General features: G+C 42.7%; 16 protein-coding genes. 7 read left to right on the top strand and 9 right to left on the bottom strand.

The features are described from left to right. Positions 1-234 precede the first annotated feature (234 nt). The 5 genes from AV939_RS01340 to AV939_RS01320 all read left to right on the top strand — a co-directional run bounded on the left by AV939_RS01340 (position 235) and on the right by AV939_RS01320 (position 9303). Positions 235-3027, top strand: a complete 2793-nt coding sequence (locus AV939_RS01340; protein WP_057794614.1) for a TonB-dependent receptor — start codon at positions 235-237, stop codon at positions 3025-3027. 105 nt (positions 3028-3132) lie between these two features. After that, a complete protein-coding gene (locus AV939_RS01335; RefSeq protein ID WP_057794616.1) occupies positions 3133-4668 on the top strand; it encodes a tryptophan halogenase family protein in 1536 nt (511 codons plus the stop codon). Between the two features lie 15 nt (positions 4669-4683). Continuing rightward, positions 4684-5433 carry a SapC family protein gene (locus AV939_RS01330; protein ID WP_057794618.1) on the top strand — a complete coding sequence of 250 codons (750 nt, stop codon included), beginning with the start codon at positions 4684-4686 and terminating at the stop codon, positions 5431-5433. A gap of 21 nt (positions 5434-5454) precedes the next feature. After that, positions 5455-6918: an SLC5 family protein gene (locus AV939_RS01325; protein ID WP_057794620.1), complete on the top strand. Its 1464-nt coding sequence runs from the start codon at positions 5455-5457 to the stop codon at positions 6916-6918. A 240-nt stretch (positions 6919-7158) separates the two neighbouring features. Continuing rightward, a complete protein-coding gene (locus tag AV939_RS01320; RefSeq protein ID WP_057794622.1) occupies positions 7159-9303 on the top strand; it encodes an alpha-galactosidase in 2145 nt (714 codons plus the stop codon). Positions 9304-9349: 46 nt separating this feature from the next. Here the strand turns inward: AV939_RS01320 and AV939_RS01315 are convergent, their stop codons facing one another. The 5 genes from AV939_RS01315 to AV939_RS01295 all read right to left on the bottom strand — a co-directional run bounded on the left by AV939_RS01315 (position 9350) and on the right by AV939_RS01295 (position 15616). Next, entirely contained in the window at positions 9350-10459 is a 1110-nt protein-coding gene (locus AV939_RS01315; protein WP_057794624.1) for a tetratricopeptide repeat protein, read from the bottom strand. Positions 10460-10661: 202 nt separating this feature from the next. Then, complete coding sequence (locus AV939_RS01310; RefSeq protein ID WP_057794626.1) at positions 10662-11939, bottom strand: alpha/beta hydrolase family protein; 1278 nt, start codon at positions 11937-11939, stop codon at positions 10662-10664. Positions 11940-12099: 160 nt separating this feature from the next. Next, positions 12100-13278, bottom strand: a complete 1179-nt coding sequence (locus tag AV939_RS01305) for an MFS transporter (RefSeq protein WP_082746017.1) — start codon at positions 13276-13278, stop codon at positions 12100-12102. A 66-nt stretch (positions 13279-13344) separates the two neighbouring features. Then, entirely contained in the window at positions 13345-14244 is a 900-nt protein-coding gene (locus tag AV939_RS01300) for a dihydrodipicolinate synthase family protein (RefSeq protein WP_057794630.1), read from the bottom strand. Between the two features lie 139 nt (positions 14245-14383). Further along, positions 14384-15616 carry an EAL and HDOD domain-containing protein gene (locus tag AV939_RS01295; RefSeq protein ID WP_057794632.1) on the bottom strand — a complete coding sequence of 411 codons (1233 nt, stop codon included), beginning with the start codon at positions 15614-15616 and terminating at the stop codon, positions 14384-14386. Positions 15617-15878: 262 nt separating this feature from the next. Between AV939_RS01295 and AV939_RS01290 the strand changes: the two genes are divergently transcribed. Beyond that, the gene (locus AV939_RS01290; RefSeq protein WP_057794633.1) at positions 15879-18554 is read left to right on the top strand and encodes an ATP-binding protein; all 2676 of its coding nucleotides are present in this window, start codon (positions 15879-15881) and stop codon (positions 18552-18554) included. Next, positions 18538-19785 carry a response regulator gene (locus tag AV939_RS01285; RefSeq protein ID WP_057794635.1) on the top strand — a complete coding sequence of 416 codons (1248 nt, stop codon included), beginning with the start codon at positions 18538-18540 and terminating at the stop codon, positions 19783-19785. The genes AV939_RS01290 and AV939_RS01285 overlap by 17 nt, the downstream gene beginning before the upstream one ends. A gap of 98 nt (positions 19786-19883) precedes the next feature. On the opposite strand, the gene AV939_RS01280 is transcribed toward AV939_RS01285, so the two are convergent. The 4 genes from AV939_RS01280 to AV939_RS01265 form a co-directional block, all read right to left on the bottom strand. Then, a complete protein-coding gene (locus AV939_RS01280) occupies positions 19884-21227 on the bottom strand; it encodes a hypothetical protein (RefSeq protein ID WP_057794637.1) in 1344 nt (447 codons plus the stop codon). An 18-nt stretch (positions 21228-21245) separates the two neighbouring features. Beyond that, on the bottom strand, positions 21246-23438 hold the full coding sequence (locus tag AV939_RS01275; protein ID WP_057794639.1) for a DUF3857 and transglutaminase domain-containing protein: 2193 nt from the start codon (positions 23436-23438) through the stop codon (positions 21246-21248). A 459-nt stretch (positions 23439-23897) separates the two neighbouring features. Then, positions 23898-25511: a cyclic peptide export ABC transporter gene (locus AV939_RS01270; protein ID WP_057794641.1), complete on the bottom strand. Its 1614-nt coding sequence runs from the start codon at positions 25509-25511 to the stop codon at positions 23898-23900. Between the two features lie 45 nt (positions 25512-25556). Then, complete coding sequence (locus AV939_RS01265) at positions 25557-26609, bottom strand: TauD/TfdA family dioxygenase (RefSeq protein WP_082604987.1); 1053 nt, start codon at positions 26607-26609, stop codon at positions 25557-25559. Positions 26610-26635: the final 26 nt, after the last annotated feature.

The following is a 26635-nucleotide window of genomic DNA, read 5'->3' as shown; positions in this document are numbered from 1 at the left end:
AATTTGTGTTACTATCAAAAATTAAGGAAAACGTTTACCTTTTTCCTTACAAATAAAACCCTATAAAATTCATAGCGTTAATAATAATAAATTGAACTTTGGGTTAAAGAATGTGTAAAGAAAATGTTAACTAGCTTGGTCAAGATGCCAAATATAAGCTAAATGTTAATTAAAATATGTAAAACACAGCCGAAATACGGAGAAAACATAGTGACACATAAAACCAACACATCAATGATAGGTCCTATCGCGAAACGCTCACTTTTAGGTGTTGCTGTCGCTTCTGCCCTATACGCGCCAGTTGCACTATCTCAAGAAGCTAATACAAGCTCTGCGAACGATGCCCCTGTTGAGGTTATCGAAGTACGCGGTATTGTAAGCAGCTTGAAGCGTGCCATGGCTGACAAGAAAGAAAACTTAGCTGTTTCTGATGGTATCGCTGCAGAAGATTTGGGTAAATTCCCAGATTTGAACGTTGCTGAATCACTACAACGTATTACGGGTGTGTCAATTGACCGTAGTGGTGGTGAAGGTCAACAAGTTACTGTGCGTGGTTTCGGTCCTCAGTTCAATACTGTACTTGTAAATGGTCGTCAGTTAGCTTCTGATGACGCGGGTCGCGCGTTTAACTTTGACATTTTAGCCGCAGACCAAATTACAGGTGCTAATGTTTATAAGAGTGGCGTTGCTAACCTTCAATCAGGTGGCATCGGCTCTACTATCAACGTTTCTACTGCTCGTCCTTTCGATTACGATGGATTCCAAGCAGTAGGCAGCGTTAAAGGTATGTACGAAAGTTTGTCTGAGGAAGTATCTCCTCAAGCCTCTTTCTTAGTAAGCAATACCTTTGCAGACGACAAACTTGGTCTATTGCTCGCCGTTTCTCATCAGGAACGTGAAGTTCAAATTAACCGAATTCAAACCGCGGGCTGGCGTCCAGGTTTAACGCTTTCAAACCGTAACGACGGCGTAATTGCTGAAAACGTTTACCTGCCTCGCAACTGGGATCAAATCGTAGATCAGCAAGAGCGTACTCGTACTAACGCATCTTTGGTTGCGCAATACGCACCTACTGATGACGTAACTATTACTCTTGATGGTTTTGTATCAAAATTTGAAGTTGATTCTCAAGTAACTGATTTAGCATCATGGTTTGAGCCAGATCGTGTGGGCTCGGCTACCATCAACCCAGAAACAGGCACCGCAATTCAATTCACACAAGAAATTGATTTGCACCAAGGTAGTGGTAACCCTGCTTCTGACTTCGTATCTTCTACTCGTAACGTTCGTGACGTAACCAGTAAAGGTTTCGGACTTAATGTTGATTGGCAAATTAACGATGCACTTTCAGCAACGTTTGATGTTTCTAACTCTACTGCAGAGAACGACATCGCTGGCGAAGGTCGCTTTAACGTTGTTGGTATCATCAATAACTATGAGTTCGACGGCACGGGTGGCGTTCCAACCGTTCGTCATGATGGTTTTGTAGACGGTCAACTACCAGATATTGCTTTAAACCGCCTTCATTACAACGACCTAGGAAACACGGTAGCGTCTGATGACGAAGTAACTGAATACAAAGCTGATTTTACATATTTGCCAGACTCTGACGTGTTCCGTAAAGCAGATTTCGGTATTCTTCGTTCAGAGCGTGAAAAATACGTTTACCAAATGTTTGCTTCAGAATGTTTATTCTGCGGTTACGGCACAGAAGCTCCAATCGATGAACTAAACATTCGTCCATTTACAGCAAACAACTACTTCAGCGGTTTGATTGACACTTGGTACACTTATGACGGTGATGCATACCTTGACTACCTAGCGTCGCAAGGTGCACCAGTAATACCAACACTGCAACCTAACTACTACAATATCGATGAAGATGTTACTGCGCTTTACGCACAGCTTGAGTTTGGATACGACATCGGTGATATGCCGTTAACCATGAACTTTGGAGCTCGTTACGAAGAGACCAACGTTTCGGTTACTGCGGTTCAAGCATTTATCTCTGATATCGTTCCAACCACCGACTTAACGTTGTTCGCTAACCGTTTCGCACCAGCTGAAGATATTACTGGTTCAAGCTCTTACGCTAATGTTCTTCCAAGCATCAACGTGAAGTTAGAAGTTCAAGAAGACATGATTGTTCGTTTCTCACGTTACGACTCATTATCTCGTCCTACTATGGATCAAATGTCGCCAGCGACTACGTTCGGTGAACCTCGTCGTCAGAACTTACAAGCGAGTGGTGGTAACCCTAACCTTAAGCCTTTCGAAGCTGAAAACTGGGATATCTCATTTGAGTGGTACTACAGTGACGACTCTGTGTTCTCATTTGCATTGTTCAGTAAAGAAGTTGAAAACTTCATCGTTACCTTATCTGGTGAAGAATCTTATTCTATGACAGATCGTAGTGCAGCGAACGGTTACCGATGTGCAGAAGATACTTGTGCAGTAGGTGTTCAACTTGACCCTACGGATCCAACTCGTGACGTAGTCGCTGACACTGAAGAGTTAAATGGCGAAAGCGAGATTTACACAGTAACTCGCCCTCAAAATGGTGAAACTGCAACGGTTAATGGTTATGAAGTTGCGCTAACTCACGTTTGGGATAACGGTTTCGGTATTACTGCTAACGCGACTGTTGTAAACAGTGATGCTGAAGTATCTGATGACGTTACACAAACGTTTGCACTTGAAGGTCTTGGTGATTCTCAGAACTTGATTATGTTCTACGAAAGAGACGCATTCCAGGCACGTGTTGCATTTAACAACCGTGAAGCCTTCTTGTTTGCACTTGATAACACTTCTGTAGGCGGTGCTACTGGCGAGCCAGTAACCACAGAAACTTACGGTCAGTGGGATGTAAGTGCAAGTTATGACATCAACGAGCATTTCACTGTGTTCTTTGAAGGCATTAACGTAACAGAAGAAGAACTTTCACAGGTTGGTCGCTTTGCTGACCAAACATACTCTATTGAAGATAACGGCTCTCGTTACGCAGTAGGTATTCGAGGTTCATTCTAAGAATATACTGGCAGGGTGAGAACCCTGCCATTTATTCATAGGTTAATTGGCTATTTCAGTTAATCTATGAATAAATAAAATAAATCGCATACTTAGTGGTAGTTCATGGCACAGTCTTCTCAGCATTCATCTAAGCAACGTATTGTCATTGTTGGCGGCGGAACCGCTGGCTGGTTGTCTGCGGCTATTATTGCAGCCAAACACAACAGTGGGCCTAGTGAATGTGGGCTCGATATTACCTTAATAGAATCTAGTGACATTCCAACCGTTGGTGTGGGTGAAGGCACTTGGCCTACCATGCGCAATACGCTAAAAGATATTGGTTTATCGGAAAAAGAAGTGTTTAGACGCTGCTCTGCAGCATTTAAGCAAGGTGGAAAATTCGTTAACTGGGTAAAACCCCAAGGTGACGCTTACTACCACCCTTTCACCGTACCGTTAGGTTATGGCCGAGTTGAAATGGCGCCATACCTTGATGATATCGCCAACTTTGCTAATGCGACCAATTTCCAGCAGCATGTGTGCGAACAAAACATGGCACCGCGTACGTTAAGCGAAGCGGAATACAGTAGCGCGCAATCAAATTATGCCTATCATTTAGATGCCGGTGCATTTGCCGACTTACTTAAAGAGTTTTGCAAAGACAAGCTAGGGGTAAGCCATAAAGTCGCTACCGTCGACAGTGTCAAAAAAGCTCATGGCAGTGACAATATTGAATCAATTCAATTAAATGATGGCTCACAATACCATGCAGACTTGTTTGTGGATTGTTCTGGTTTTCGCTCATTGCTACTTGGTGAGTCATTAAAAGAACCCCTTGTTTCCACTAATGATGTGCTATTCAATAATTCTGCTATTGCCTTACATGTGCCTTACGATGGCGATTATGAGATAAAGCCTTACACCCAAGCGACCGCACAAGAAGCGGGATGGATTTGGGACATTGGCTTATCTTCAAGACGCGGCGTTGGACATGTTTTCTCTACGGACTTCACCTCTGACGATCAAGCCGAGTCTATTCTTCGTAACTACGTGGGCGACACTGACGCTAAGTTAAAGGCGAGAGTTATCCGGTTCGAATCGGGTTATAGAAAGCAAATCTGGAAAGGAAACTGTGTTGGTGTAGGCCTTTCTGCTGGTTTTGTAGAGCCCCTTGAAGCCACCGCGTTAATGTTAATTGAAATATCGGCACGATATATTGCTGAGCAAATGCCGCTTCCCCAAGCTGCTATGCCTATTGTAAGCCAACGATTTAATAAGCAAATGCAGTATCGCTGGCAACGTATTATCGATTTTCTAAAACTGCATTATATTTTCAACCAGCGAAGCGAGCCTTATTGGGTAGCGAATAGAGACCCATCTTCCATTCCTGAATCATTAAAAGAAGATCTTGAGATATGGAAATATAGAGGCCCTCAGATAGCCGACTTTTCGGCGGCTATAGAGCTTTTTCCTGCTGCAAGTTATCAGTATGTGCTTTACGGCATGGGTTTTTCTCCCGACTTTAGTTTGCAGTCTCACTTCTATCGAGATCAAGCGCTTGCAGATAAAGTAATGAGTCAAAATAAGCTCATTACTCAACAAAAATTAAGTAGCCTTCCTAACCATCGCGATTATATTTCGCAATGGTTAGAAGGGTAATGGAACGATAAAAGCATGACGAACTTTGAAACTGTATCACCAGAAAAACATAACCAAATTCGTATCGATGAAAGCAAGCTTATTAGCCAGTTTTCAACATCACATTTGGTCAATATTGAAATAGGCGAAGCGATACAAGCTGCGGGTGAATATCCCCTGTTTTTCAGTAAAGTATCGAATGCTAATCAATGGGCACTATCTGCTCTTTGTGGTTTAGCGCCGGGTGAAAATGTGTTTGAAATTAAGCAATCTTGGCAGGCACTTTACACACCACTTAGTTTGAAGACGCTACCTTTTACGCTTCAATTTGAAACGGCTGAGCAAGAGCCTACAGTATTAATTGATACCCACTCACCTGCTGTTTCTCACAGTGAGGGCGAGGCACTTTATTTATCGACCAATCGACCGACTGCGTATTTTGACAACAAGAAAAAATTACTTAAAGAGCGCGTGTCAGCCATGTCGCAAACGGCAAGTATTCTTAATGAAATAGCGGAATTAGGCCTGATTCAACCTGTCGATTTAGTCATTGAGTTTTCTGATAACACACAACAGCGGGTTGGCGGTTTAGCCACCCTTAACGAACACCGTATTCAAGCTCTCACCGCTGAAGAGCTAAATACGTTAAATCAAAAAAATGTCCTTTCTGTCGTTTTCAATATTCTTGGTTCTATCTTTCAAGTAAACAGGTTAATTCGATTCCATAACACGAAATTCCCTGACCGCTCTGTAAGCAATATTAAATTCGAAACCAGCAAGTCATAACCCTTAGCGAGGAGCTTATAAATGTTTTCCAGCACTATCCAAGTGTCTGTTTTTGTATTCGTGACTGCCCTAATCGGTTTTTTAACCTATTTAAGTTGTCGCGGCCAAAATCGTAGTTCGCAAAACCAAAATCGAGAATACTTTCTTGCTGGTGGTGGCCTTGCTTGGTACTTCGTAGCCGGTAGTATCACGCTAACGAACCTGAGTACCGATCAATTAGTAGGTATGAACGGAAACCAAATGGCGCTTCTTGCGTTGTGGGAGTTTTCCGCTGTGGTAGGTTTATTTGTTTTAGCCAAGGTATTCTTACCGGTTTACTACAAATTCAAATGCACCACGACCACAGAGCTGCTAGAACAGCGCTATCACGATAAACACATTCGAGCAGTAATTAGTGCATTGTTCTTTTTAGGTAGTGCGCTAATTTTTTGCCCAGCGGTTATCTACTCTGGCTCATTATTTATGCAGTCTATGTTCGGTGTAGATTTACCTCTTATGTACATCGCAGTAACTTTTGTAGTTGTAGGTGCGCTGTACGCTATTTTCGGTGGTCTTAGAGCCGTTGCGGTTTCAGATACTTACTCAGGCGTATTACTGCTTACTATGGCTGTGTTAGTGGTTATATTGGCACTTCAAGCGATCGATTATAACTTCGATGGTATTCCAGTAGAGCGACTAACACTGATTGGCGACAACGACTCACCAATTCCATGGCATACACTACTCACCGGTATGATCTTCATTCAGATGTTTTACTGGGGAACCAACCAGGTTATTACTCAGCGTGCTATGGCTGCGCCATCATTGAAAGAAGCACAAAAGGGTGTATTTGCCGCAGCAGGTATACGCTTACTAATCGTGCCAGCAATCATCGTGATCCCAGGCATAGTATCTTACAAACTGTTTGGCGATATTGGTGACAGTGCTTACGGAAAAATTGTAGCCACTGTATTACCAGATTGGTTGTCGGGTGTATTCGCAGCGGCAATGGCTGCAGCAGTACTGACTACATTCAATAGTAACTTGAACTCAGCCACTGCTTTGTATGTGTGTGATATTCACGAAAGCTACGTTAACAAGACACCAAATGTTCCAAAACTCAGTGGTTACGTTACGGTACTGCTTTGTTTAGTGTCGTTAGCGCTAATCCCTGTTTACCAGCAAGCCGATAGCATTATTAACCTTATTCAACAGCTTTACGGATTGTTAAGCATGCCTATCTTATCGGTATTCATTGTGGGCCTGTTGTTTAGAAACGTTCATGCGAATGCGGCTATTGGTTCGGTACTCTTTGGTGTCGCCTTGTACTCGGCAATGTCTTTTGAGTTCTCTCCTATGTATGCACCTTTTGGGCTGCACTACATTCACTTAATGTTTGTCACTCTGATTGCCTGTGTATCATTTGCACTAATATCTAACAAGGTCATCTTCAATCAGAAAGCTGAATTTAGTTTGGCTTTGTACAAAGAAGAAGAAGCTAAGTAACATTAAACAGGGAAGGTGTTGTACAAACACCCTCCCTGGTTTTTATACAAAATAATAACAATACGGCATGGCTTTTCTTGGTCTGATTTCTTATTGCCTCAAAACCGCGTTATCATTGATAGTAAAACGTTTACCCTATCTAATGGAATTGACTTAAGCTGCACTACTTTGTGTGCTATAAATTGCTAACAAACTAAGTGCTATCTACACTGTTTACAACTTTATAACTGTGAGGTTTTCATGTCGTCATTATCGGCCTTCGCTCGCTTATCCAATGAAAAAACGACTTTAATTTTTGACTGCCAAGGGCGCATGCCTACTCTGATTTACTACGGCCAGCAGTTGAACAATGCAACAACACAAGAGATGCTTGCGCTGCTTAACACCCGCCAAGAAGCGAAATGTGCGCCGGTTATCGAGCCTCCTATTTCATTGGTACCAACCCACGGTGAAGGGGTGACGGGCTCACCTGGCCTTGAAATTTCTGGGGATGCAGATCAATGGTCGGCAGGTTTTACTTTATCAAACATTGAGCAAGCCGATACCAGCGTAACGTTTACAGCGGTTGATGCCGACAGAAAAATGCAATTGATTACTCGGGTAGTGCTAGATGCTGAAACGACAGTAGCTACATTTACCTCAAGTATCGAAAACCAAGGTGAAAGCACCTTACAGTTAAATTACTTAAATGCGGCGAGTCTTGCCTTGCCAACTACCATGAGCAAAATTAAAAGCTTTGAAGGTAGATGGTCTAATGAATTTCAAACTACCGATCATGACTTGTTCTTCGGTAGTTATGTGCGTGAAAACCGCCGCGGCAAAACATCTCACGATACTTTCCCAGGTTTAATTGCGTATGCTAATGGAACCGGTGAGCTTGCCGGCGAGTGTTTCGGCTTTCATTTAGGTGCTTCAGCTAACCATAAATTCCGCGCTGAAATGATGGCCGATGGCAGAAGCTACGTTCAATTTGGCGAGCTATTGTTTCCAGGTGAAGTGACGCTTAAAGCGGGTGAAAGTTATACATCGCCTGTGCTTTATGCAGGGTTCGGCGACGCTGGCTTTTCATCTCTTTCACAGCAGTTTCATAACTTTATTCGAAGCAATGTGTTAACCCACAGCGCTGACAACACCAGTGCAAATTACAAGCCCCGCCCTGTTCACTACAACACGTGGGAAGGTATTTATTTCGACCACGATGAAGCCACACTTAAAGCCCTTGCTGATAGAGTAGCGCCGCTAGGTATTGAACGTTTTGTATTAGATGATGGCTGGTTTAAAGGCCGTAGAAACGACAAAGCGGGCTTAGGGGACTGGACTGTTGATGAAGCCATTTACCCGGAAGGGCTAGATGGGCTTATTGACCACGTTACCGATAAAGGCATGGAATTCGGAATATGGTTTGAACCAGAAATGGTTAACCCAGATAGCGACTTGTACCGCGCACATCCTGAATGGGCACTGCACACCAAGAATAACCCTCATGTTCCGTTTCGAAATCAGTATGTACTTGATTTAACTAACCCTGAAGTGGTTGAGTACCTTTATAAAGTCATCACAGACGTACTAAGGGCCTACCCTAAAATTAGCTATATTAAGTGGGACATGAACCGCGATGTGAATCATCCAGGAAACCTTAAAGGTAAACCTGCAATGCATGGCCAAATGGCGGCTTTATATACCCTAATTGACCGTGTTAAAGCAGCACATCCGGGTATTGAAATTGAAAGCTGTTGTTCTGGTGGTGGCCGTGTGGACTTGGGCATTTTACCTCACACCGACCGGTTTTGGACGTCAGATTCTAACGATGCATTAGACCGCTTGTACATTCAGCGGGGTTTCTCATACTTCTTCCCTTCTGAAGTGATGGGTGCACACGTAGGGCCTCGTGATTGCCATATTACAGGGCGTAACTTACCTATTGAGATTCGTTCAGCAGTATCGATGTTTGGCCACATGGGTATTGAGATGGACCCTCGTGAACTTACTGACCATGAGCAAGAGACCCTAAAATCGGCTATTTCGCTATATAAAAAATACCGCCATATTACCCACGGCGGCGATTTATTCCGTATGGATGACGATGGCCTTAACGTGAAATTTGGCTATGTATCGAAAGATAAATCTGAAGGTATATTTGCGTACAACAGCGTAAAAGAAACTGGCCGTACCATGCCGTCTCGCTTCTATTTTGCGGGGCTTGATGCTGATAAGTCATACACGCTTGAACGCGTATGGCCGGGTACCTTAAAAGAATACTCTCCGTCTATTTTGCAACAAACCGATGGGCAAGTATTTAGCGGTGAAGCGTTAATGAAGTACGGTATGCAAATGCCGGTATTATTCCCGCAAACCGCGCTTATTTATACTGTTAAAGCGGTGTAGTGTCATAAAAAGATACACGACATAAAGCTTCAAAAAAAGCGAACCACTAGGTTCGCTTTTTTATTTGTTTTTTAAGGCTTTTCATTATTTTTGCCAAACGTTTGTCATCGTCTTTTGTCACTTTAGCAAGGGTGCTAGATGCCATTGAAACATCATCAGCATTTAGAAACAGCTCGGCTAAACGTAAATTAGCCCAGTTCTTACTTGGCAACTGATGGGTATCAATATCTGTCGCCTCTAATTCAGCCAAGTAATAGTTAAGTGCATCAATTCCCGACTCAGTATATTGACTGGTTTCTACCGCTACCCACCCTATACGATAGGTGCCATAAAGCTGACTAAATTTGCGGTTTGAATAGACATCCCAGGCTTGTGCATCAGATTTATGGGCTTTAGCTACGTTAGTGCTTAATAATGGGGTTAGCGCGGCTATCGCGTCATCGTATTCTTCACCATCTATATGCAATCGACCAAGTTCCAAACGTGCGCGAACTTCGAACTCAGGCTGTTCGCTAAGCCCATTTAACATCGTCTTTGCTTCAGCAGCTTTATCGTCAGCTGCATATACTGTTGCAGTTGCGAACTTACCTTCAAGTGCATCCATTTGTGTAATTTTATCGGCAAGTATTTTGGCTTCGTCTATATCGCCACCAGCGATAGACGGCGCCACTATGTAAAATTGCATTAGCGCCTGATAAACTTCAATTTCATCTGGTGCTACTTCAATCGCTTTTTGTAGGCTCGCTTTGGCTTTTTTGGCATAACCTAAGGCGGAAAAAACACTATCCATCGCTTGTGCACCCATTACGCTGGCGTGCATATGGTAGGCCCGATAATTGTCTTTATGATCGTCAACAAATTTAGCCGCCATATCCTCAGCATCATCTAAATCTGTATTCATTAACGCCGAAATTAACACGTTATATTGCTTCGGAGTTTTCGACGGTATGGGTTCAAGTACGTTCACTATATTTTCATATTCCTGCGCTTGAAACATAGCGTCTAACGCATCGTCAGAAGGTAGTGGATTAGCATTAGCAAATGATACCAAGAATGATAAACACAGCAGCACGGCTACATGTGCTCCCTTTAACGCGGTAACAGCACGTGGAAACAAACGGTAGAGAACAGTTAAGTTGTTTTGCTGGGGGAACATTCCTTTGCCTCAAATGAATAAGCGTGAGGTAGTAAATTAGCATGCTTAAAATGACTTCTCTAATTGAATAAGTAACAAAGCATGTCTTACTTAATGAACTGTTCGCTTATGGGAATAATACAGAGCAAAATCAAAAAAGGCCTAACATGTGGTTAGGCCTTTACTGTATTTTTTCTTTGTAGAATGATGGTAAAGTAAACGCCTATTTCTTAGACTTACCTTCCATTATTAAGCCTAACGCATAGCGATTGTCGAAGCCTTTCCAGACTTCTGGTACTTTCCCGTCTACGGCAACTTGCCCACTATCGCCTTCAACATCTAAATAGTCACAAAAATCAGCTTTTCCTTTCACATGGCATTCCATCATTGCCAATGCAAAGTGCTCATTAATGTCATTCATAGTTTCTGAGCGCCATGCAGGTTCTAAGTAGTGGCCAATATCAAACTCGCTACCAAATGCTTCTTTAGGGGCGGGATGTGGAGCAATATTGTGTCTGGCATTTTTATACGTAAGCAGTTTACTGTTTTTGTTACCCGTATTTTCAAATAACCACTGTATACCTTGGTAACCAGATATATCATCATGATCGCCGGCTACGTATAGCATTGGAACTTTAATATTACCGAGTGCATCTTCTGAAAACACTTTGTGTTGACCGCCCCACGGCGCTAACGCCATAGCCGCTTTCCAGCGCGTATCTACGCTTTTAGCGTCGGCGTTACCACCAGCACAGGTGTTAAGTGCATTTTGTAACGCACTGATAATCGCCGGATCGGTTACGCCAGTAAAGCTTGCGGTAGCTTCAGCGCCAAAGTTATAACAACCGCCAACGGTATTCACCGCACCAAAACCACCCATAGAATAGCCAATAAGCCCAGCGTTTTGGGTATCGGCAACACCGCTGAACAGCGCATGCTCACTCACCGCTTGAAGTGTTAACACTTGATCTCGCGAACGATTCAATAAGGTACTAGGGAAACCTGCAAAAGGAGCATCGGCGAAATCTACATCTTCGTTTGTAGAGTCGGTATGGTCTATCCCTGCCACAATATAACCATGAGACGCTAGGTGCTCACCAAGGTAATACATTATTGTGCGATAACCCGTATAGCCGTGTGATAACACAACAATAGGGTAACTGTCTTGCGTTTTAGCCACACTGGCGTCGCGAATAGCATCAGCTTGAATGCTAAATTCGTTACCACTGCGGGTTTGGTTTTTATACGTTGTTGACGCGCCGCTATCAGTGGTGGGATACCAAACTTCCAATTTCAACGCGCGTTCAACAACCTGCCCTTGTAAGGTAACTACGGGCTTAGGATAGTTAACGGTTAAGGTTTTAACACCCACTTGGTAGGCACCTTTTTCACTTAGTTCAGGCGTAATATCACTAGGATAGTCTTGATAAAGCGTCTGCGCTGAATATGCCGGTGTGGCTGCTAATAATGCTGCGGTACATAATAGGGATAACGTTTTCATAATTTGCTAAATTTATGTTAATTATTGTGCATAGCTCATATTACCTCTATAACCTCAATAAACAAGGCATAGCCCATTGTTTAAATGAATTGTCATCAATAAGACTAGTAGATTTAAACGGCAATTTTGAAAGCAAAAATGTAAACGTATAACCCAAAGACTATTTTTGTACTTTGAATACAGCAAAGCACACGATAAGAATGAGTGCGAGGGTAGCGCAAGATGTTACCAACGAAACGGTTACCCCTTGTATTAACAATGTTCCAGCGACTAAAGCACCTATTGCGCCTGCTCCCACCTTAGCCGCGGCAACCCACATGTACGTTTGCGCCGCGCTGTGCGCTGGGGCAAACTCAGTTCGTGCCGCTAGGCTGGAAGTAAAAAAAATGGCATTGGCAACACCACATAACCAGTAGCCCGCCGCCCCAAGAACGAAAGAAGGGCTTAGGGTTGTGGCCAGTAACGCAACCAACAAAAAGCTTCCTGAGCGCTTTAACAATGTTAGGGGCTCTTTCGAGAGTGGCCTAAAGATGAGAAATAGCGCACCACTTAAATTTCCTACCCCGTAAGCCGTGACCAGATAAGCCCCATGATGCTCTGCGTGCTGCCAATGTTCGCTAAGATAAACTGCCAACACAGGCAAGGCTGCAATACTGAATGCCGCCCCCGATGTCATCACTAACGTACGCACCAAAGCGCTCGAGTCTTTAAACGCATAAAATACGCTTTTAAACCCTATATCTAATGAGGCATCACTTTTCGGCAGTACATGCTTTTTAGGGAAAGTTAAAATGAGCATGCCAGCTAACATAGGTGTCAACACCAGCACACTGACAGCCACCTTTGTCGAGAACAGCGCCGACAAGGAAGCAATAATAAACGGCCCCAACGTGTGCCCTACCCCATAGGTAATGGTATCCCAGCTTTGCGCCTTTCTAAGGGATGTATTGCTTGCACTAACTAAACTTGGCAACTGGGTGCCTAATCCCCCCATTATAAACGAACTGCAAACACCACTTAACAACAATGAAAACGCCAACAACCAAGCCAAATGCTTCTCAAAACTGAATATAGCCAAAAGAAAAAAGCCGGTGTAACTCAGCGCCGCCGCGCTAATAAGATACTTAGGCTGCGAAACCCCATCTAACCAACGCCCGTATACTGGCCCTAACAAGTGGGGCAGCGTTAAACACGCCGCCAAAATGCCTGCCGCTTTGCCATCAAGCTCAAGGTTTCTAGCAAGCAATACGATGGCAACAATAGCACCACCTGTTGCTGTGCGCGCGATAATGGCAGACACAACATATTTGAGTAATGGTGAGAAATGGTCCTTGTTCAACGGTGGGCTACTCTTTGGCTCTGTACGTTAGCATTAGCAACAGATTTAAACTGGGTCACGTATAACTTAATCCAGTGATAGTTGCGTTAAAATCGCTTCGAGTTTCTGTTTATCTTCGCCCTGAAGGGGCTGTAACGGATGTGGTAAGCAGTTTGCTTCTGTGTACCCCAGTATTGCCGCCGCGGTGGCCATTACGCGCATACCGCCTTTATTGCGGGCGAATAAATCCCACAACGGGGTTAAGCGTTCAGATTGTGCTATTGCTGCTTGCGGCGATGTTGATTGACTCGATGCAATCATGGTTCTCACCGTATTAGGGAATAAGCCTCCGAGCACAGATAACCATAAATCGCATCCCGCATGCATCCCCAAGGCACCAAATTTATCACCACTTACCCCAATGGCGACATGCTCTGGCACTATATTTCGCAGGCTAGAAAGCCGTATTTTCCCGTTAGCATTGTTATCACCAAAAGGCATTCCGGGGATTTTAATCGCGCCAACGTTGGGAAGCTGGGTAACTTGGCGATATAGCTCGTCGCTGAAACTAAACTGGGTCACTCCAGGGTTCTCATAAATACATAAGGGAATTGAGATTTCAGCGGTAACCTTCTCGTACAGGCCAAATACTTCAGCGTCGTGTAGCGGGTGATAAGAAACCGGTGCTAACAGCAGCGCTTTCGCACCCGCTTGTTGCGCGGCTTCTGCGTTCTTCAATACATCATAGGTACGCAGTGAGCCAATGCCTACCATTACCGGCGTGTCGCCAGCTATTCCTACTGACGATTCAGTCACCTTAACTAGCTCATCCCTTGATAAATAGGGATATAAACCTGTAGACCCCATTGCACAAATCGACTCAACATTGGCCTGCTTCAGGTTACCAATCAACTTTTCAAAAGCGTGAAAATCAATTTTTTCATGGTGAAAGGGCGTAAGAGGAAAAGCACACAATCCGGTGAACATGGAGGCTCCTAATGCGAAGGGCAAGCGATGTATTTAAGCGATTAACGTTACTATACATCAATCATACACTTATCATTCGCCCACATACATGTCGTTACCTTCTAAACTAGAACAACATTTTATGCTTTTGAAAAGCTGATCATAGATTTTTCATTACGGTATCTGCCCATAACGCGCCGTCTTGTTGGCAACGACCATAAAGACAAATATCTTGGTTTGATAAGCGCTCGAACGTTTGGCTATCAAATCGCTCAATACCAATCACATTAATAAGCAAGGAACCTAGCGCATTGTCATGTGTTAGTAACGCTTGTTTTAAATGGGCTTCTAGTTTCAAACTGCCGACTAATGTCTCCATGTTCACTTTAAAAATGGCATCTACACCTGAGAGCAATCCCACTAGAAAACATTCTAAGGGGTCAAGCGAAACCTCCTCATCCTGATTATTAAACGCAATAAGTTCGAGGGTTTTTGCCCGCGCTAACAATGACCGGAATAATTCAGTTGGGCTAGTAGAAACAGACATTAGCGACATAACAATTGCCCACTGCTTAACAACATCTAGCCCTAAGATAACAACGGCTTCCCGTACACTGTTTACATCTCGAACCAGTTGATAAAGCGGGCAGTTAATTAACAGCAAAATTTTAGTAGTCAGCACAGGATCTAATGAAATGATTTCTGCGACCTTATCAACCTCTATGTCGTTTTTACTGAATTCAGATACTAGCTGCAGACTACTGTTTTGTTTTTCGCTTATTTCTTTTCCACCAATAATGGTAGGGTTTTCAAGGAAGTCGCCTTGAAATAGGTCAAACCCTAGCGCTTTACAATTTTCGTATACCGTTTGGCTTTCCACTTTTTCTGCCAGTATTAAGCACTTCGACTTCTTTAAAATTGGTAGGCTTTTACTAAGTTGTGACTGGGTCACGTTAAGCACATCAACTTTTATTACTTTAAGGTATTTAAAAAAAGAAGCTTTAGATGGGTCTAATGCATATTCGCTTAGCGCAAAATCAAAGCCTTTGCGTCGCAATTGCTGAATACGTTTCAGGTTTGATTCCGTAGGCTCTACCGAAGCCAATATCTCCAAAATTATGTTTGGTTTTACCGCATAAATATCATCAGTTTCACTCAAGAAGGTTTGATCGACATTGATAAAAATAGGTACATCTAAATGCCGTTCACTTTCAGCGATACTCTCACAAACACTGGCTAATCGCTTTGTGGTCATAAACCTTTTTGATGGGCACACATTTACACTTGAAGAGGTATCTTCCGCCCCTTCATCTAAGCATAAGAACTCACAAGCATAGATTTCGTGGTTTTCGTTAAATACAAGCTGCCTTGCAGTTAACACATCCTTCACCATCGGCTACTCCATAAGATTACTAGGCTGCGGCTGAAAATCGGCCTCTAATTAAAATGCATTGGGAAGCAATAATTGTCCTTATCTAAACCACGCTGATCTTCGCAATTATCGCTATTGTCATCTACATTAAAATTGTCGCGGTTTTAACTGGCTTTATTACAAAGCGAGAACAAAATTAATTAGAAAAACCTTATGTAATAAATATTTAAGACAGGCTTTTATAAAACTGTTTGGCGATTCTTCAATAATAGACCACCTTTTCATGACTATAAAAGATATTGAAATTAATAGAGACCTGAAAAAAACCCAAAGTCTCATAAATCTGTTTTATCATCCCGTGCTTGTGGTTAATAACGACTTGGACATTCTGGCTTCAAATAATAAGTTGAATGAAAGTGAGGCACTGTCTTCCAATTTGCCAATTATTATAGATGCCATAGTACCTTTGCTAAACGGCGAGCAAGAACTGGCTTTTTGCGTGATAGAAGGCGAAGAAAAACTGTGCACGGCCATGCCCATGGAACATGGGAGGACTCTAGTTAAAATTGCTCGTTCTAAGCCATCTGCGCTAGCAAAACGATACTATAACTTGGTTACCGCAATCGATAAGATACCCGATGCCGCAATAATTTGTAGTGACGGAAAGATTGACCTAGTTAATGAGCAATTCCAAAACATATTCCCTTTTTGCGGGAACAAAAGTTTAAACGGTGTGCCATTAGATTCCATTCTTAACGATTTTAGTGACTATTTCGCACAAGGGGATAGCCATCTACAGGCTGTTACCTATCGCTTTTTACGACGGAAATTTAATAGTAAGCAAGAGATGTCTTTGTCGTTCACAGCGCCCGACGGACAATTCTATGAGTATCGCGATAATCTCACTTTCACAGGTGGACGTGTTGGCCTCATTATCAATGAGTCACAAATAAAAGGGCTGAACGAGCAACTCGAAATCTCTTTTAATGAAGCCACCGCACTTAGCAATGCAAAAAGCAACTTCATGGCAGCAATGAGTCATGAGGTACGCACCCCATTAAATGGCATTATAGGTCTGCTAGATTTATGCGAGCATCAAGAAGAGTTTAAAGGGAATGAGCTATTAAAAAGAGTGTCTAAAAGCTCTATCTCGCTGTTAAGCCTCATCAATGATGTTTTAGATTTCACTAAGTTTGATGCCAATATGGTACAGCTCTCGCCGTCAGACGTTAATTTGAGAGTACTGTGTGAAGAGCTAATTAACACCTTCTATGGACAGGCAAAGCAGCAAAATGTGGAACTTACGTTGTTTGTCGATCCCGTCATATCTCGAATTGTTAGTGTAGATGAACTTCGCCTTACCCAAGTACTCACAAACCTTATTAGCAATGGTCTGAAATTTAATCAAAAGCTAAATGCAACACTTCGCCTTGAGGTATTGCAAGATGATTTAACCAACTACATTCACTTCAACGTTATTGATAATGGGATTGGGATAGAGAGTACTAAAGTACATACGATTTTTGATCGCTTCACCCAAGCTAATGATGATATTCACAAAACGTTTGGTGGCACCGGGCTTGGGTTAAGCATCTGTCAGAAAATAGTACAGTTAATGGGTGGCGGTATCTATGTAGACAGTGAGCTAGGCAAAGGCTCTACCTTTGTGGTGCAACTACCATTAGAAGCCTGTTCTGCGCCGGAAATAGAGCTAGCGCCAGCAAATTTAGACACGTTCACTTTTGAAACTAACAGCGCGGTATTTTTTAACGACCTCAATCGCTATGCACAGCGATTCCACTTTAAGGCCATCTTAACAGACGCCTTACCCAGTAACGCATTGCCAAACCACTTCTACTTACTGGATGCATCTAGCGGCTGTGAAACCGAATTGATTAATATTGAACAGGCATTGCAAGATAACAGGCCTCCTATCCCTGTGCATCAAATCGCGCTGCTCGTGGATAATGTGAATATGCATGCCCAGTTAACTATTAAGCAAATTCATCTCGCTCCACTCAAGTTAGCCGAATTGTTAAGCCTAGCAGCACCACACTGCCCTTCCTTGTCGGCTACTGCTGCAAGTATGTCACCCAAAAACATTTCCGACCGATTGCGAATTTTAGTAGTAGAGGACAACCCAGATAATATTTACGTGCTCAAAAAACAGTTTGATGCGCTGAACATTAAAGCAAGCTTTGCAATGTCTGCTGAAGAAGCGATTATTTTCTTCGAACAACAGCCGTTCAATGTGGTTATTAGCGATTACCAGATGCCCGTCATTACTGGTGGAGAACTGATTGGTATTTTGCGATGTTTAGAAGAAAGTGAACAGCGACCCAAGTCTACCATGCTAATCCTTACCGCCGACAATTCTAAGCAGTGTCAGGCTCACTGTAACGAGGTGGGTGTCGATAGAATCTTAATGAAGCCCTTAACCTTGCAAACCCTAGCAGATTTAATTAGCCGTCTTAACAGCGAACAATCCGCCCTGACTTCCTCTGTGGAAACCGTCACAGATGAACACGATGCGGAAAATCTCCTCTTTGAAGCGGACTTTTTTGATGACAGTAGTGAGGTTAATAGTAAGGTTGATTCTACGCGTGTTTTTGATATTTCAGCACTCACCGAAATTGTTGGCGATATTAGCCCACAAGAGGAGTACGACTATTTATGCGGGTTTGAACAAAGCCTGAGTAAAGACTTGCCTCTTATGCTTGATGTAGTGGATGTTGAAGACTGGCAAACCCTCTCGAAGTTTGCTCACAGATTGAAAAGTAGTGCCAGAATTGTTGGTGCTTATCATTTAAGCCAGAAGTGCGAAACGGTGGAACATATAGGGCGTCAAATTCCCGCAGAACCACTCATATTGTTAGATTGGGAAGAAATGAAACTCGCTATTGAAGAGCTCATTACCCATATAAGGAAGTATTTGGAAAATCATGACTCACTCCAGTGAAGCCCAAATTATACTCTACATTACAGAGCCGCAAAGTGACGAAATCGTTCTTGAGGTTATTAAGAAGCACTTTGATGACTACGTTACCTGTGATTCTTTAAGAGACTTATGCAAGCTATTAATTGATTCTAAGCCCAAAGTGCTTTTGCTGACAGGCGACTCATTAGAGAAAAGCTTGTTTACTTATTACCGCACACTGGAAGCACTAAAATCATACCATCTATGCAACCACAAGATAGTTAGTTTAATACCTCGTCAGTTTGAAAGAGAAGCTTATGAAGCCCATGCGGCTGGGATTATCGATGATTACATGATTGCCCGGCCGGTTTATGAACTACATCGCATTATATTAATTTGCGAACATTTATTCAGCGAACTAGGGGTGCATGTTCAAGATAAAGAGATGCTGGCTCAACAAACCTACTTTAGCAAAATCGACCATTTTGATGACAAAATGAAGCAGGCTTTAAAACAAGGCCTAGACTACAAAAATCAATTACAGTTAGAGTTTGAAAGCTCTATTGTAGAAATTGAAAACGCATTAGAACGCGCAGTAACACGGGTAGAAATGGAGCAGTCCGTAGACCTTGATATTGCCAAGTTACAAGAGACCCTATCTAAAATAAAGTCAGACCAAATTCGCCCAGAGCTAATTAAACTGCAAGCAAGGGCAATTAGCTTATTAGAAAAAACCCTTGATTTAAAAACCGCAGAATTAACGTCAAAGACTAACGCTGAAGAAGCAACGACAGGTGCGAGCACTGAAACAAGCGCAGACGAAAAAGACAAGGGCTATGTCTTTAACCGACTATACAACCAAGATATCGACCCTGAAAAAATACTGGCAAAAAAGAACGACGCGCCCTCTATTCTTGTGGTTGAGGATGACATTATTAGCATTCAATTAACTAAGCGATTGATTGATAGATATAAGATGCATTGCGATACCGTTACCACAGGCAGGCAAGCCTTCGCTTCTTTGACCGCCAAAAAGTACGATCTTGTGCTGATGGATGTGAATTTACCAGACACTAACGGCATCTACATTGTAGGCCAGGCTAACTCGGAGCAAAGCCTAAATGCTGACACACCAATTATTATGTTGTCGGGGGATAAACATAAAGCCACGGTGACTAAAGCGATGCAAAAGGGAGCTAAGGGTTACATTATTAAGCCCCTGCAAAAAAGCTCGTTTGATAGGTTAATTGAAAAATATATCCCTAAGGCTTAAACAAACATTTAGGTAATTATTCACCGTTTTATTTGAAAAAAAAGCTGTATGGGGAACCCTGACGGGAACCCCGTTACGTTAAAATAGGTCTAGCCCTGCTACTTTTTTGCAGCTTTAATTTTATTCTTCGCTACTGCGAATTCGAAAAACGTTCTTATATCAAGTTCGTAAATACGCTGCCAGTAGGTCTCTGCAAGTTCAGCGTTGTCGTTTTCTATGTGGTTTAGCGCTGCAATGAATAGGGCTTCAGACTGTTCGCAGCGATCACTCGCCCGTGCCATCAATTGCGCTTCATCAATACTGCCTTTGGCAAAGCTAAGCATCCCTTTTTGCCAATCGTCCAGTTCGAGGTGCTCAGAGGCAAAGTTTAATAACTCACGATGTCCTTGGCTATTGCCCTGCATTTTATAGCCATAAGCACCATAAAGTACCCCATAAATTCTAGCCTCATCAACTTGACTATAACGACTAGCAAGACTGCCTACCTTATCCCAATTACCCGCCACAATATTTGCGTAAATTTGGGTAAGTAAAACCTCTGCTTTGCTATCTGCATCAGTTATTTCATAGTCGATGACTTTATCGATTTTGGTATCCCATAAATACATTTCATTTAAGTAACTTTGATAACTAGGATCTAACTTTGCCGCTTTTTGTGCGGTATACACGGCCAGTGTGGTTTTATTGCTAAGACGAAATAAATCGGCGAGCAAATTAAACTGAAATGGGTCATTGGGAAACGACTGCGTAAGAAGTCGGCTTTCGGTAATGATATCGTCTAATGGCTTGTAAGTGCCGGTATCACACATATTTTTAAGTGCGTACTCGGTTTGATAAAGCACCCAGTCCGACTTTAGATCTGGGTAGTTGTCATCTCGCTTGCGCGCCGCATCTACAATGTATAACGCTAATTCAACCTGATCCTGATTATAATAATAATAAGCTAACTCTAAAGCCCCATTCATAAAAAATGGATTGTCACGAACCGTTTGTTTTAACGCCGCTAACATTTTTTCATCTTGGGGTTGCTCGAGTAAGTAAGAGACATACACCGGCGGTGCAATATCTAACGTACTCAAGAACGGGTGCTGATTATAAAAACCTTGCCACTTTTGTTCGTCGTACTCTTGCTCTACAAATGCTAATTGCAAATTCAACCGGTAATAGTGAAAAGCAAAATACCGATCGTTAGGCGCTTGTTTTATGCCTTGTTGCAAATTGCTTTGCAGCTTATTCAATAAGTCATAATCCGGCTCTCGCTCAAACGCCTTCAGCTGGTACTCAACTAAATTGCGTAATGCCTGCGAATCGTTGGGATAACTCTTAACCTGCTGCTCTAAACCAACGAGTTCAGGCGAGGCATTTACATTTTGGGTTGAAGTAGACTCACAGCCGCTCAGTAATATCGCACCAGCAAGTAGTACAATTCGGTAAAACATCATCTAATAATCCTTTATGTACTAATACTGATAGCCAAGCGATTCAGCACGCTCGAACGCCGCTTCAGACAGCGCGTCTTTGCCATTGAAACCATGCACAATACCCAGTAAAAACTGCACTTCCCCATTATCTTTGTTGCCATTAGCAAGTTCGGTAACATATTCCAACGCCTCGTCAAAGCGCCCACTATCAAGTAAGGCTCGCGAGTGCGCTATTTGCTCTTCTATCGATAACGCTTCGTGGCTTTGCGGTGATGTTGCCATCACCTTGTCATAGACGAACATACTCTCGCTGCCTTTTTGAAAGGCATCAATAGCATTAAAAAAGGCCGCATATTCTTCAACCGGTATGGTTTGCGCATACAGTACAAACTTTGAGGTACTTGTTACCTCGTTGTCACTAGGCTGCGCAGTATGTGTAATTTCAAAAAATGGGTTTTGATAATTACTGGCAGGCCCATTTTGCACTAGTTCTGCATCTGACCAAGGGGCTGGATAAGTAATAAAAAGTTCTACCGTAATGGGTATTTGTATATATAGGTCTTGAGCACGCTCAGATACAGGTTCCATGATAGAAAAACCGGTAAAGACTTTTAAAATTTGCGCATAGTTCATGCTGTAATGAAAACGAGAAATGTCTTCGGTAATAGAAAGTAAATCTACAAACTTCCCTTCTATTTCAAAAGGTGTGGCAGAGTCTGCAGGATCAGTTGCTGTAAACGACGTTACTCGATTATCGTGAACAAATGGCGACAGAAGTTGCTCTACTACAGCGCGCTTTTCTGGCGAAAATTGATAATAATTTCGAAGATTCGTTTCCACTTGACCGTCAAAACTCATCTTCACTGATGCGCTTAATGCAGAATCATTCAGTGAATAATCAACCGCCACTTTTGCCACATTCTCTTCAGGGTCAACATGGGGAACTTCCACGAGCTGACCCGCGTTGCCAGTTATCACGAATGTACGTTTGCCCCCAAGCATGGCGCTCAATCCCGGGAAAGTGCCCGTTTGACCACTAGTATCTAGCCAATAACTACCTTCATCCGTGGTCACGTAGGTGATCATATGGTTAAAGTTAAGTGCTGGTAAATCATCAAATACAACACTTCCGTTGTAAGTATTAACTAACGCTGGCGATGCTTTAATACCGGCTTCGTTGAGCAGAGCAACAATAAGAGTGGTTTGGTCTTTACAATCGCCGTAGGCGTTCTGTAGCACTTCTTGTGCAGTATGAGGTTGGTAGCCTCCACGGTTAACATGCGCACCTATATAACGAACATTTTTTTGCATGTAATCAAACACCGCTTTTACTTTGCCGGTCTGGGTATCTTGGCCACTGAACAGTTCATTCGCTAACGCGGTAACATTATCTGCTGGCATCAGGCTTGGCTTGAATAAGTCCCAGTACCAATCATCTACTGTTTTCCAATTGTTCATAGTAGAGACGTAAACGAGGGGTAAGGTTTCATCGATTGGCGGCATGCCAGACTCAATTTCAATACCTTCTAACTTATCCATTTTCCACTCGTATTGCGTTGTGCTTCCACTTTTCGTCACAAGCGGAGACAAATCAGTGTTTCGACTTTCGATATATAAATCAACGGAATTTGGAATAGTGAGTATTGTTAACGAGGTCAGAATAGGATCGATTCGCACCCAGTTTTTCTGCGGCAAAAACTTTACGTGGTTAAAGCGAATGCCGGTGAACCATTCACCATCGATAATCGCTTTGGTCTGCTTTTCGTTAATTTGGTACTCGATAATATTACCCACTTTTAACTGAGGCACAGCGAACTCAATTCGCTTCATATCATCAAGGTAATCGTCGTTATTCGCTGCCACCTCAGAGATAGCATCGTCTTGCATATTGAAAATTTGACCATCAGCAGCAATTACCCGAGCAAAATCGATACTACTAGTATGGTAATAAGCATTGAACGAGTTAACTAATTTTGAATAGTCAGATACCGCTTCTTCGCTTGCAATATAGATAGCGCGGTAATATTTGGTAGACTCTAAGCGTTGCTCGTCAACCGTAATTTCGGTTTTGCGACTGAGTATTACTGCCCCGCTCTCTGCATATTCTATAGCGTCTGTTTTAAGTGCTAATAAGGTCTCGACGTCGGGACCAATACTAGTCGATTCTGCACTTGCGTTAGTTATCACTAAGAAACTCAAAAAGATAACGAACACTCGGATATATACTGCCATCCCATTCTTCCTTGTTCATACAAATTCCAACCAAACGCGTGCGTTCAACTGTTCATTTTTTAAGTTATGCTGCCGTATCTTCCTTTATTTGTCGATAAGAGATTTCTTATATCAATATTCCTCTAAATTTGTCTGATCAGCAACGCGCTTTGAACTATGGTAGTGAAAAAAAACAAACCGAGTGAGTAAAACTATTACTTTAACCATTTAGGCAATTAAGTCGTCCATAAATCGCGCCTATCAATAATGGTGAGGGTGTTGCCTGATCGTTACTTCGATCTTAAGCCATTTGTGACAAAACGGAAATTGAACAGTCTATCAAACTCCGCTATGTGTATTTAAATTTACAAAGGTGTCTGTCATGTAGAGGGCATGTTGGTAAAGACAAAATACCAGTAACACCGCAAAAAAGGCATCGAACATTCAGTTCGATGCCAAGCCAGGTTTGCGTTAGCGTTGTTACGCTGCAGAGGTTAGTTGGCGGTTTACTTCTTCCATGTTACCCAGGTCGAACTTAATTTGGTGATCAGCGCAATCAAAATACTTATCGTCATGTGTGACAGCGACAATAGTTTTTCCCTGACTTTTTAACCAAGGAATAATTTGTGTATAGAAAACATGTCTGAAGTGAGGATCCTGATCAGCAGCCCATTCATCCAAAACATATATCTCTTTGTCTTCTAAAATGGCAGAAATCAGGGCTAGACGTTTTCTTTGTCCCATAGAAAATGAAACGGACTCATAACCATATTCATCCAGCACTACTTTCTGATCTAAATCGAAACGCCGCAACATGTCATTGACCTTTTCTCGATCAACTTCTTGCCCGTTTTTCCCTACCAAAGACTTGTATAAGTAAAAGTCCGGCAAAACGATAGCCATTTTGTTCATATACTGCGAAATAGTAGCCTCTGTTACGGGCTCACCATCCAACAATATTTGACCGGACGTGGGCTTGTACAACCCTAACAATATGTGCATGAAAGTTGACTTACCACTGCCATTGCCGCCTGTGACAAAAACTACCTCTCCCTTTTTCAGGGAAAAGTTAATCCGCTCCAAAGTAAATTGTTCTGCACTTTCCGTGTATTTGAACCCGATATCTGCAAAATGAATACAATCCCAGTGCATATCAGGTTGCTCATGACTAATCTCACAATTAGAATACATTTGATCATCGAGCTGTAAGCTTTCTATCTTCTGTAGTGACACTTTTGCTCTGATAATTGATTGCCACAGCCCCATTACATACCCAAAAGGGCCGGCAAGGTAGGTTAAAATGAGCAAATAGCTCATTACCAAGTGGCTGGATTGCATCGTTTGGCTAACAATAATGACAGCCCCAAGAACCAAAAAGATTAAAGACTGACTGATATTGCGGTTGATATCCCAAGAAAAACCGTAGCGTCGCTCACTTTCCTTTAGATTATCCAACTGTGGGTTTAATACGTTGGCCAAATAGTGCTTTTTCCTGAAGGAACTTAACGCGAGTTGTTTAGACCCCTCCAGCAGCCCCTTATAGCCTTCAAAAACCTCATCCTGCCGACTGCGTAGCGCAAAAGCATCCTTGCTGATGCGCTTCATAATGACGCTGGTGAACACACCTGCAACAACGACGGTAGATATCACTATGGCAAAAACAATTGGTGACAGGTAAATCAGATACCCAAAACACGCTATCATCAACAGCGCGTTATAGATAAAGGCAGGCATTTCCGCCAGTGCATTAGATATTGCATTCACATCATTGGTTAAGACGTTATATAGCCTCGAACGACCGGCTTTCTCTAAGGTTGTGAATTTACTCCCTAAGATCCGGGTTACCAGCGAGTGCCTCACACCGTGTATAGAACGTGAAGTAAAAAACGACAGCGCATAGCTGGCGAGCATAGAACTGCATAACAAAAAGGTTAGCAGTCCAAGATAAATACCACCCGTCGTTAACGAAAAGCCTTGTTCACCATACTCGCCCACCACATGAAACAGGCCTAGAGACGCCGCCGCAGTGAAAACGCTCAGAAGACCTGAGATAAGCATGATCCCTTTGAATTTTTTTAAGAAGAAAAATAACATAATTGTTTCTCTGATTTTTAGGCTTAAAAGTAAAAGCAACTGAGGTTATGACATGCTAGCTTCGCTGTTCACAGGGTCACCCATTGATACAACAATACGTCTCTGCCCCTCGAATGGGGCCCGCCCGTGGGACACCAGCATATTATCCATCAACATCAAGTCTCCCTTATTCCATGGGAATGACACTGTCGCTTTGTCATATGCCTCGTTGATATGCGTTATCACCTCATCTTCAATAACAGACCCGTCTCCATAAAGAGTGTTGTAAGTGAGGGCATCTTCCCCAAATTGTGACACGAGCTCTTTACGGATAATTGGGCAGAGGCTTGAAGGGTGCCAAAACGCGGCGTGATTGAACCAGACTTGCTCGTTTGTATGAATATGCCTGCGAATAGCCGGTCGGGTTTGGCGCGTTCTGATTTGATACTCACTGATTACCTCAAGATCGATTTCTGCGCGTTGGCAATACGCTTTAACCTCTTCGATATCGTGAGTATTAAATGATTTTTGCCAGGTTGGGCCTAATCCATTTCCAAAATTTCGTACCAGTGTCCAACCCAGTGCGTCAAACTTATCGCGAACATCTTTGTCTATAAATGCTAAAACCTGGCGGACATCAGCAATGGGCGTCGCCCCGCCTTGCTCTGGCGCAACGAGACAACAAAACGCAATTTTCATAGGCCATTGCGTTACGTAAGACAACTCATTGTGCTGCGCAATACTTAATTCGTTAGGAAACTCCGTTGAAGTATACGTCCCTTTTCCTAAATCTGTGCGAGGAGTAGCTCCCTCCATGTATTTAGCAATAGTGGGGATAAACTGATTGGCCGCTTCTCTGAAATCATTTTCGTCTGAAAGCTGAAAGTCTCTGAGCAATAACGCACCATATTGATTGAGCGATTGCTGAATCTTTTGCTGATTCTGTGCAATCCACTGAGCTGGCGATGTGCTTTTCGAGTTGGACCGAAGGAGTAGAGGGAAACCCCTTTCTTCACACAAAACGGATTCAGACACATCGTTCTGCCGAAACAACTCTTTCCCAATAATCTGATTAGGTAAATTCGATTCAACTCCAGCTGGTTTAATAGAAATGCTCATAGTTTTTTTCCTTATCGGTAAAGTGA

It is taken from the genome of Alteromonas sp. Mac1, assembly GCF_001562125.1.
GTDB classification, from domain to species: domain Bacteria; phylum Pseudomonadota; class Gammaproteobacteria; order Enterobacterales; family Alteromonadaceae; genus Alteromonas; species Alteromonas stellipolaris.
The sequence above is the reverse complement of the archived record's forward strand: the minus strand, read 5'-3'. Positions and strand labels throughout refer to the sequence as shown.

Excerpts from the sequence above, each read along its gene's own strand:
- AV939_RS01330 (WP_057794618.1), top strand. The coding sequence starts at position 4,684 with ATGACGAACTTTGAAACTGTATCACCAGAAAAACATAACCAAATTCGT.
- AV939_RS01310 (WP_057794626.1), bottom strand. The coding sequence starts at position 11,939 with ATGAAAACGTTATCCCTATTATGTACCGCAGCATTATTAGCAGCCACA.
- AV939_RS01335 (WP_057794616.1), top strand. The coding sequence starts at position 3,133 with ATGGCACAGTCTTCTCAGCATTCATCTAAGCAACGTATTGTCATTGTT.
- AV939_RS01275 (WP_057794639.1), bottom strand. The coding sequence starts at position 23,438 with ATGGCAGTATATATCCGAGTGTTCGTTATCTTTTTGAGTTTCTTAGTG.
- AV939_RS01315 (WP_057794624.1), bottom strand. The coding sequence starts at position 10,459 with ATGTTCCCCCAGCAAAACAACTTAACTGTTCTCTACCGTTTGTTTCCA.
- AV939_RS01280 (WP_057794637.1), bottom strand. The coding sequence starts at position 21,227 with ATGATGTTTTACCGAATTGTACTACTTGCTGGTGCGATATTACTGAGC.
- AV939_RS01285 (WP_057794635.1), top strand. The coding sequence starts at position 18,538 with ATGACTCACTCCAGTGAAGCCCAAATTATACTCTACATTACAGAGCCG.
- AV939_RS01270 (WP_057794641.1), bottom strand. The coding sequence starts at position 25,511 with ATGTTATTTTTCTTCTTAAAAAAATTCAAAGGGATCATGCTTATCTCA.
- AV939_RS01325 (WP_057794620.1), top strand. The coding sequence starts at position 5,455 with ATGTTTTCCAGCACTATCCAAGTGTCTGTTTTTGTATTCGTGACTGCC.
- AV939_RS01340 (WP_057794614.1), top strand. The coding sequence starts at position 235 with ATGATAGGTCCTATCGCGAAACGCTCACTTTTAGGTGTTGCTGTCGCT.
- AV939_RS01300 (WP_057794630.1), bottom strand. The coding sequence starts at position 14,244 with ATGTTCACCGGATTGTGTGCTTTTCCTCTTACGCCCTTTCACCATGAA.
- AV939_RS01265 (WP_082604987.1), bottom strand. The coding sequence starts at position 26,609 with ATGAGCATTTCTATTAAACCAGCTGGAGTTGAATCGAATTTACCTAAT.
- AV939_RS01290 (WP_057794633.1), top strand. The coding sequence starts at position 15,879 with ATGACTATAAAAGATATTGAAATTAATAGAGACCTGAAAAAAACCCAA.
- AV939_RS01320 (WP_057794622.1), top strand. The coding sequence starts at position 7,159 with ATGTCGTCATTATCGGCCTTCGCTCGCTTATCCAATGAAAAAACGACT.
- AV939_RS01295 (WP_057794632.1), bottom strand. The coding sequence starts at position 15,616 with ATGGTGAAGGATGTGTTAACTGCAAGGCAGCTTGTATTTAACGAAAAC.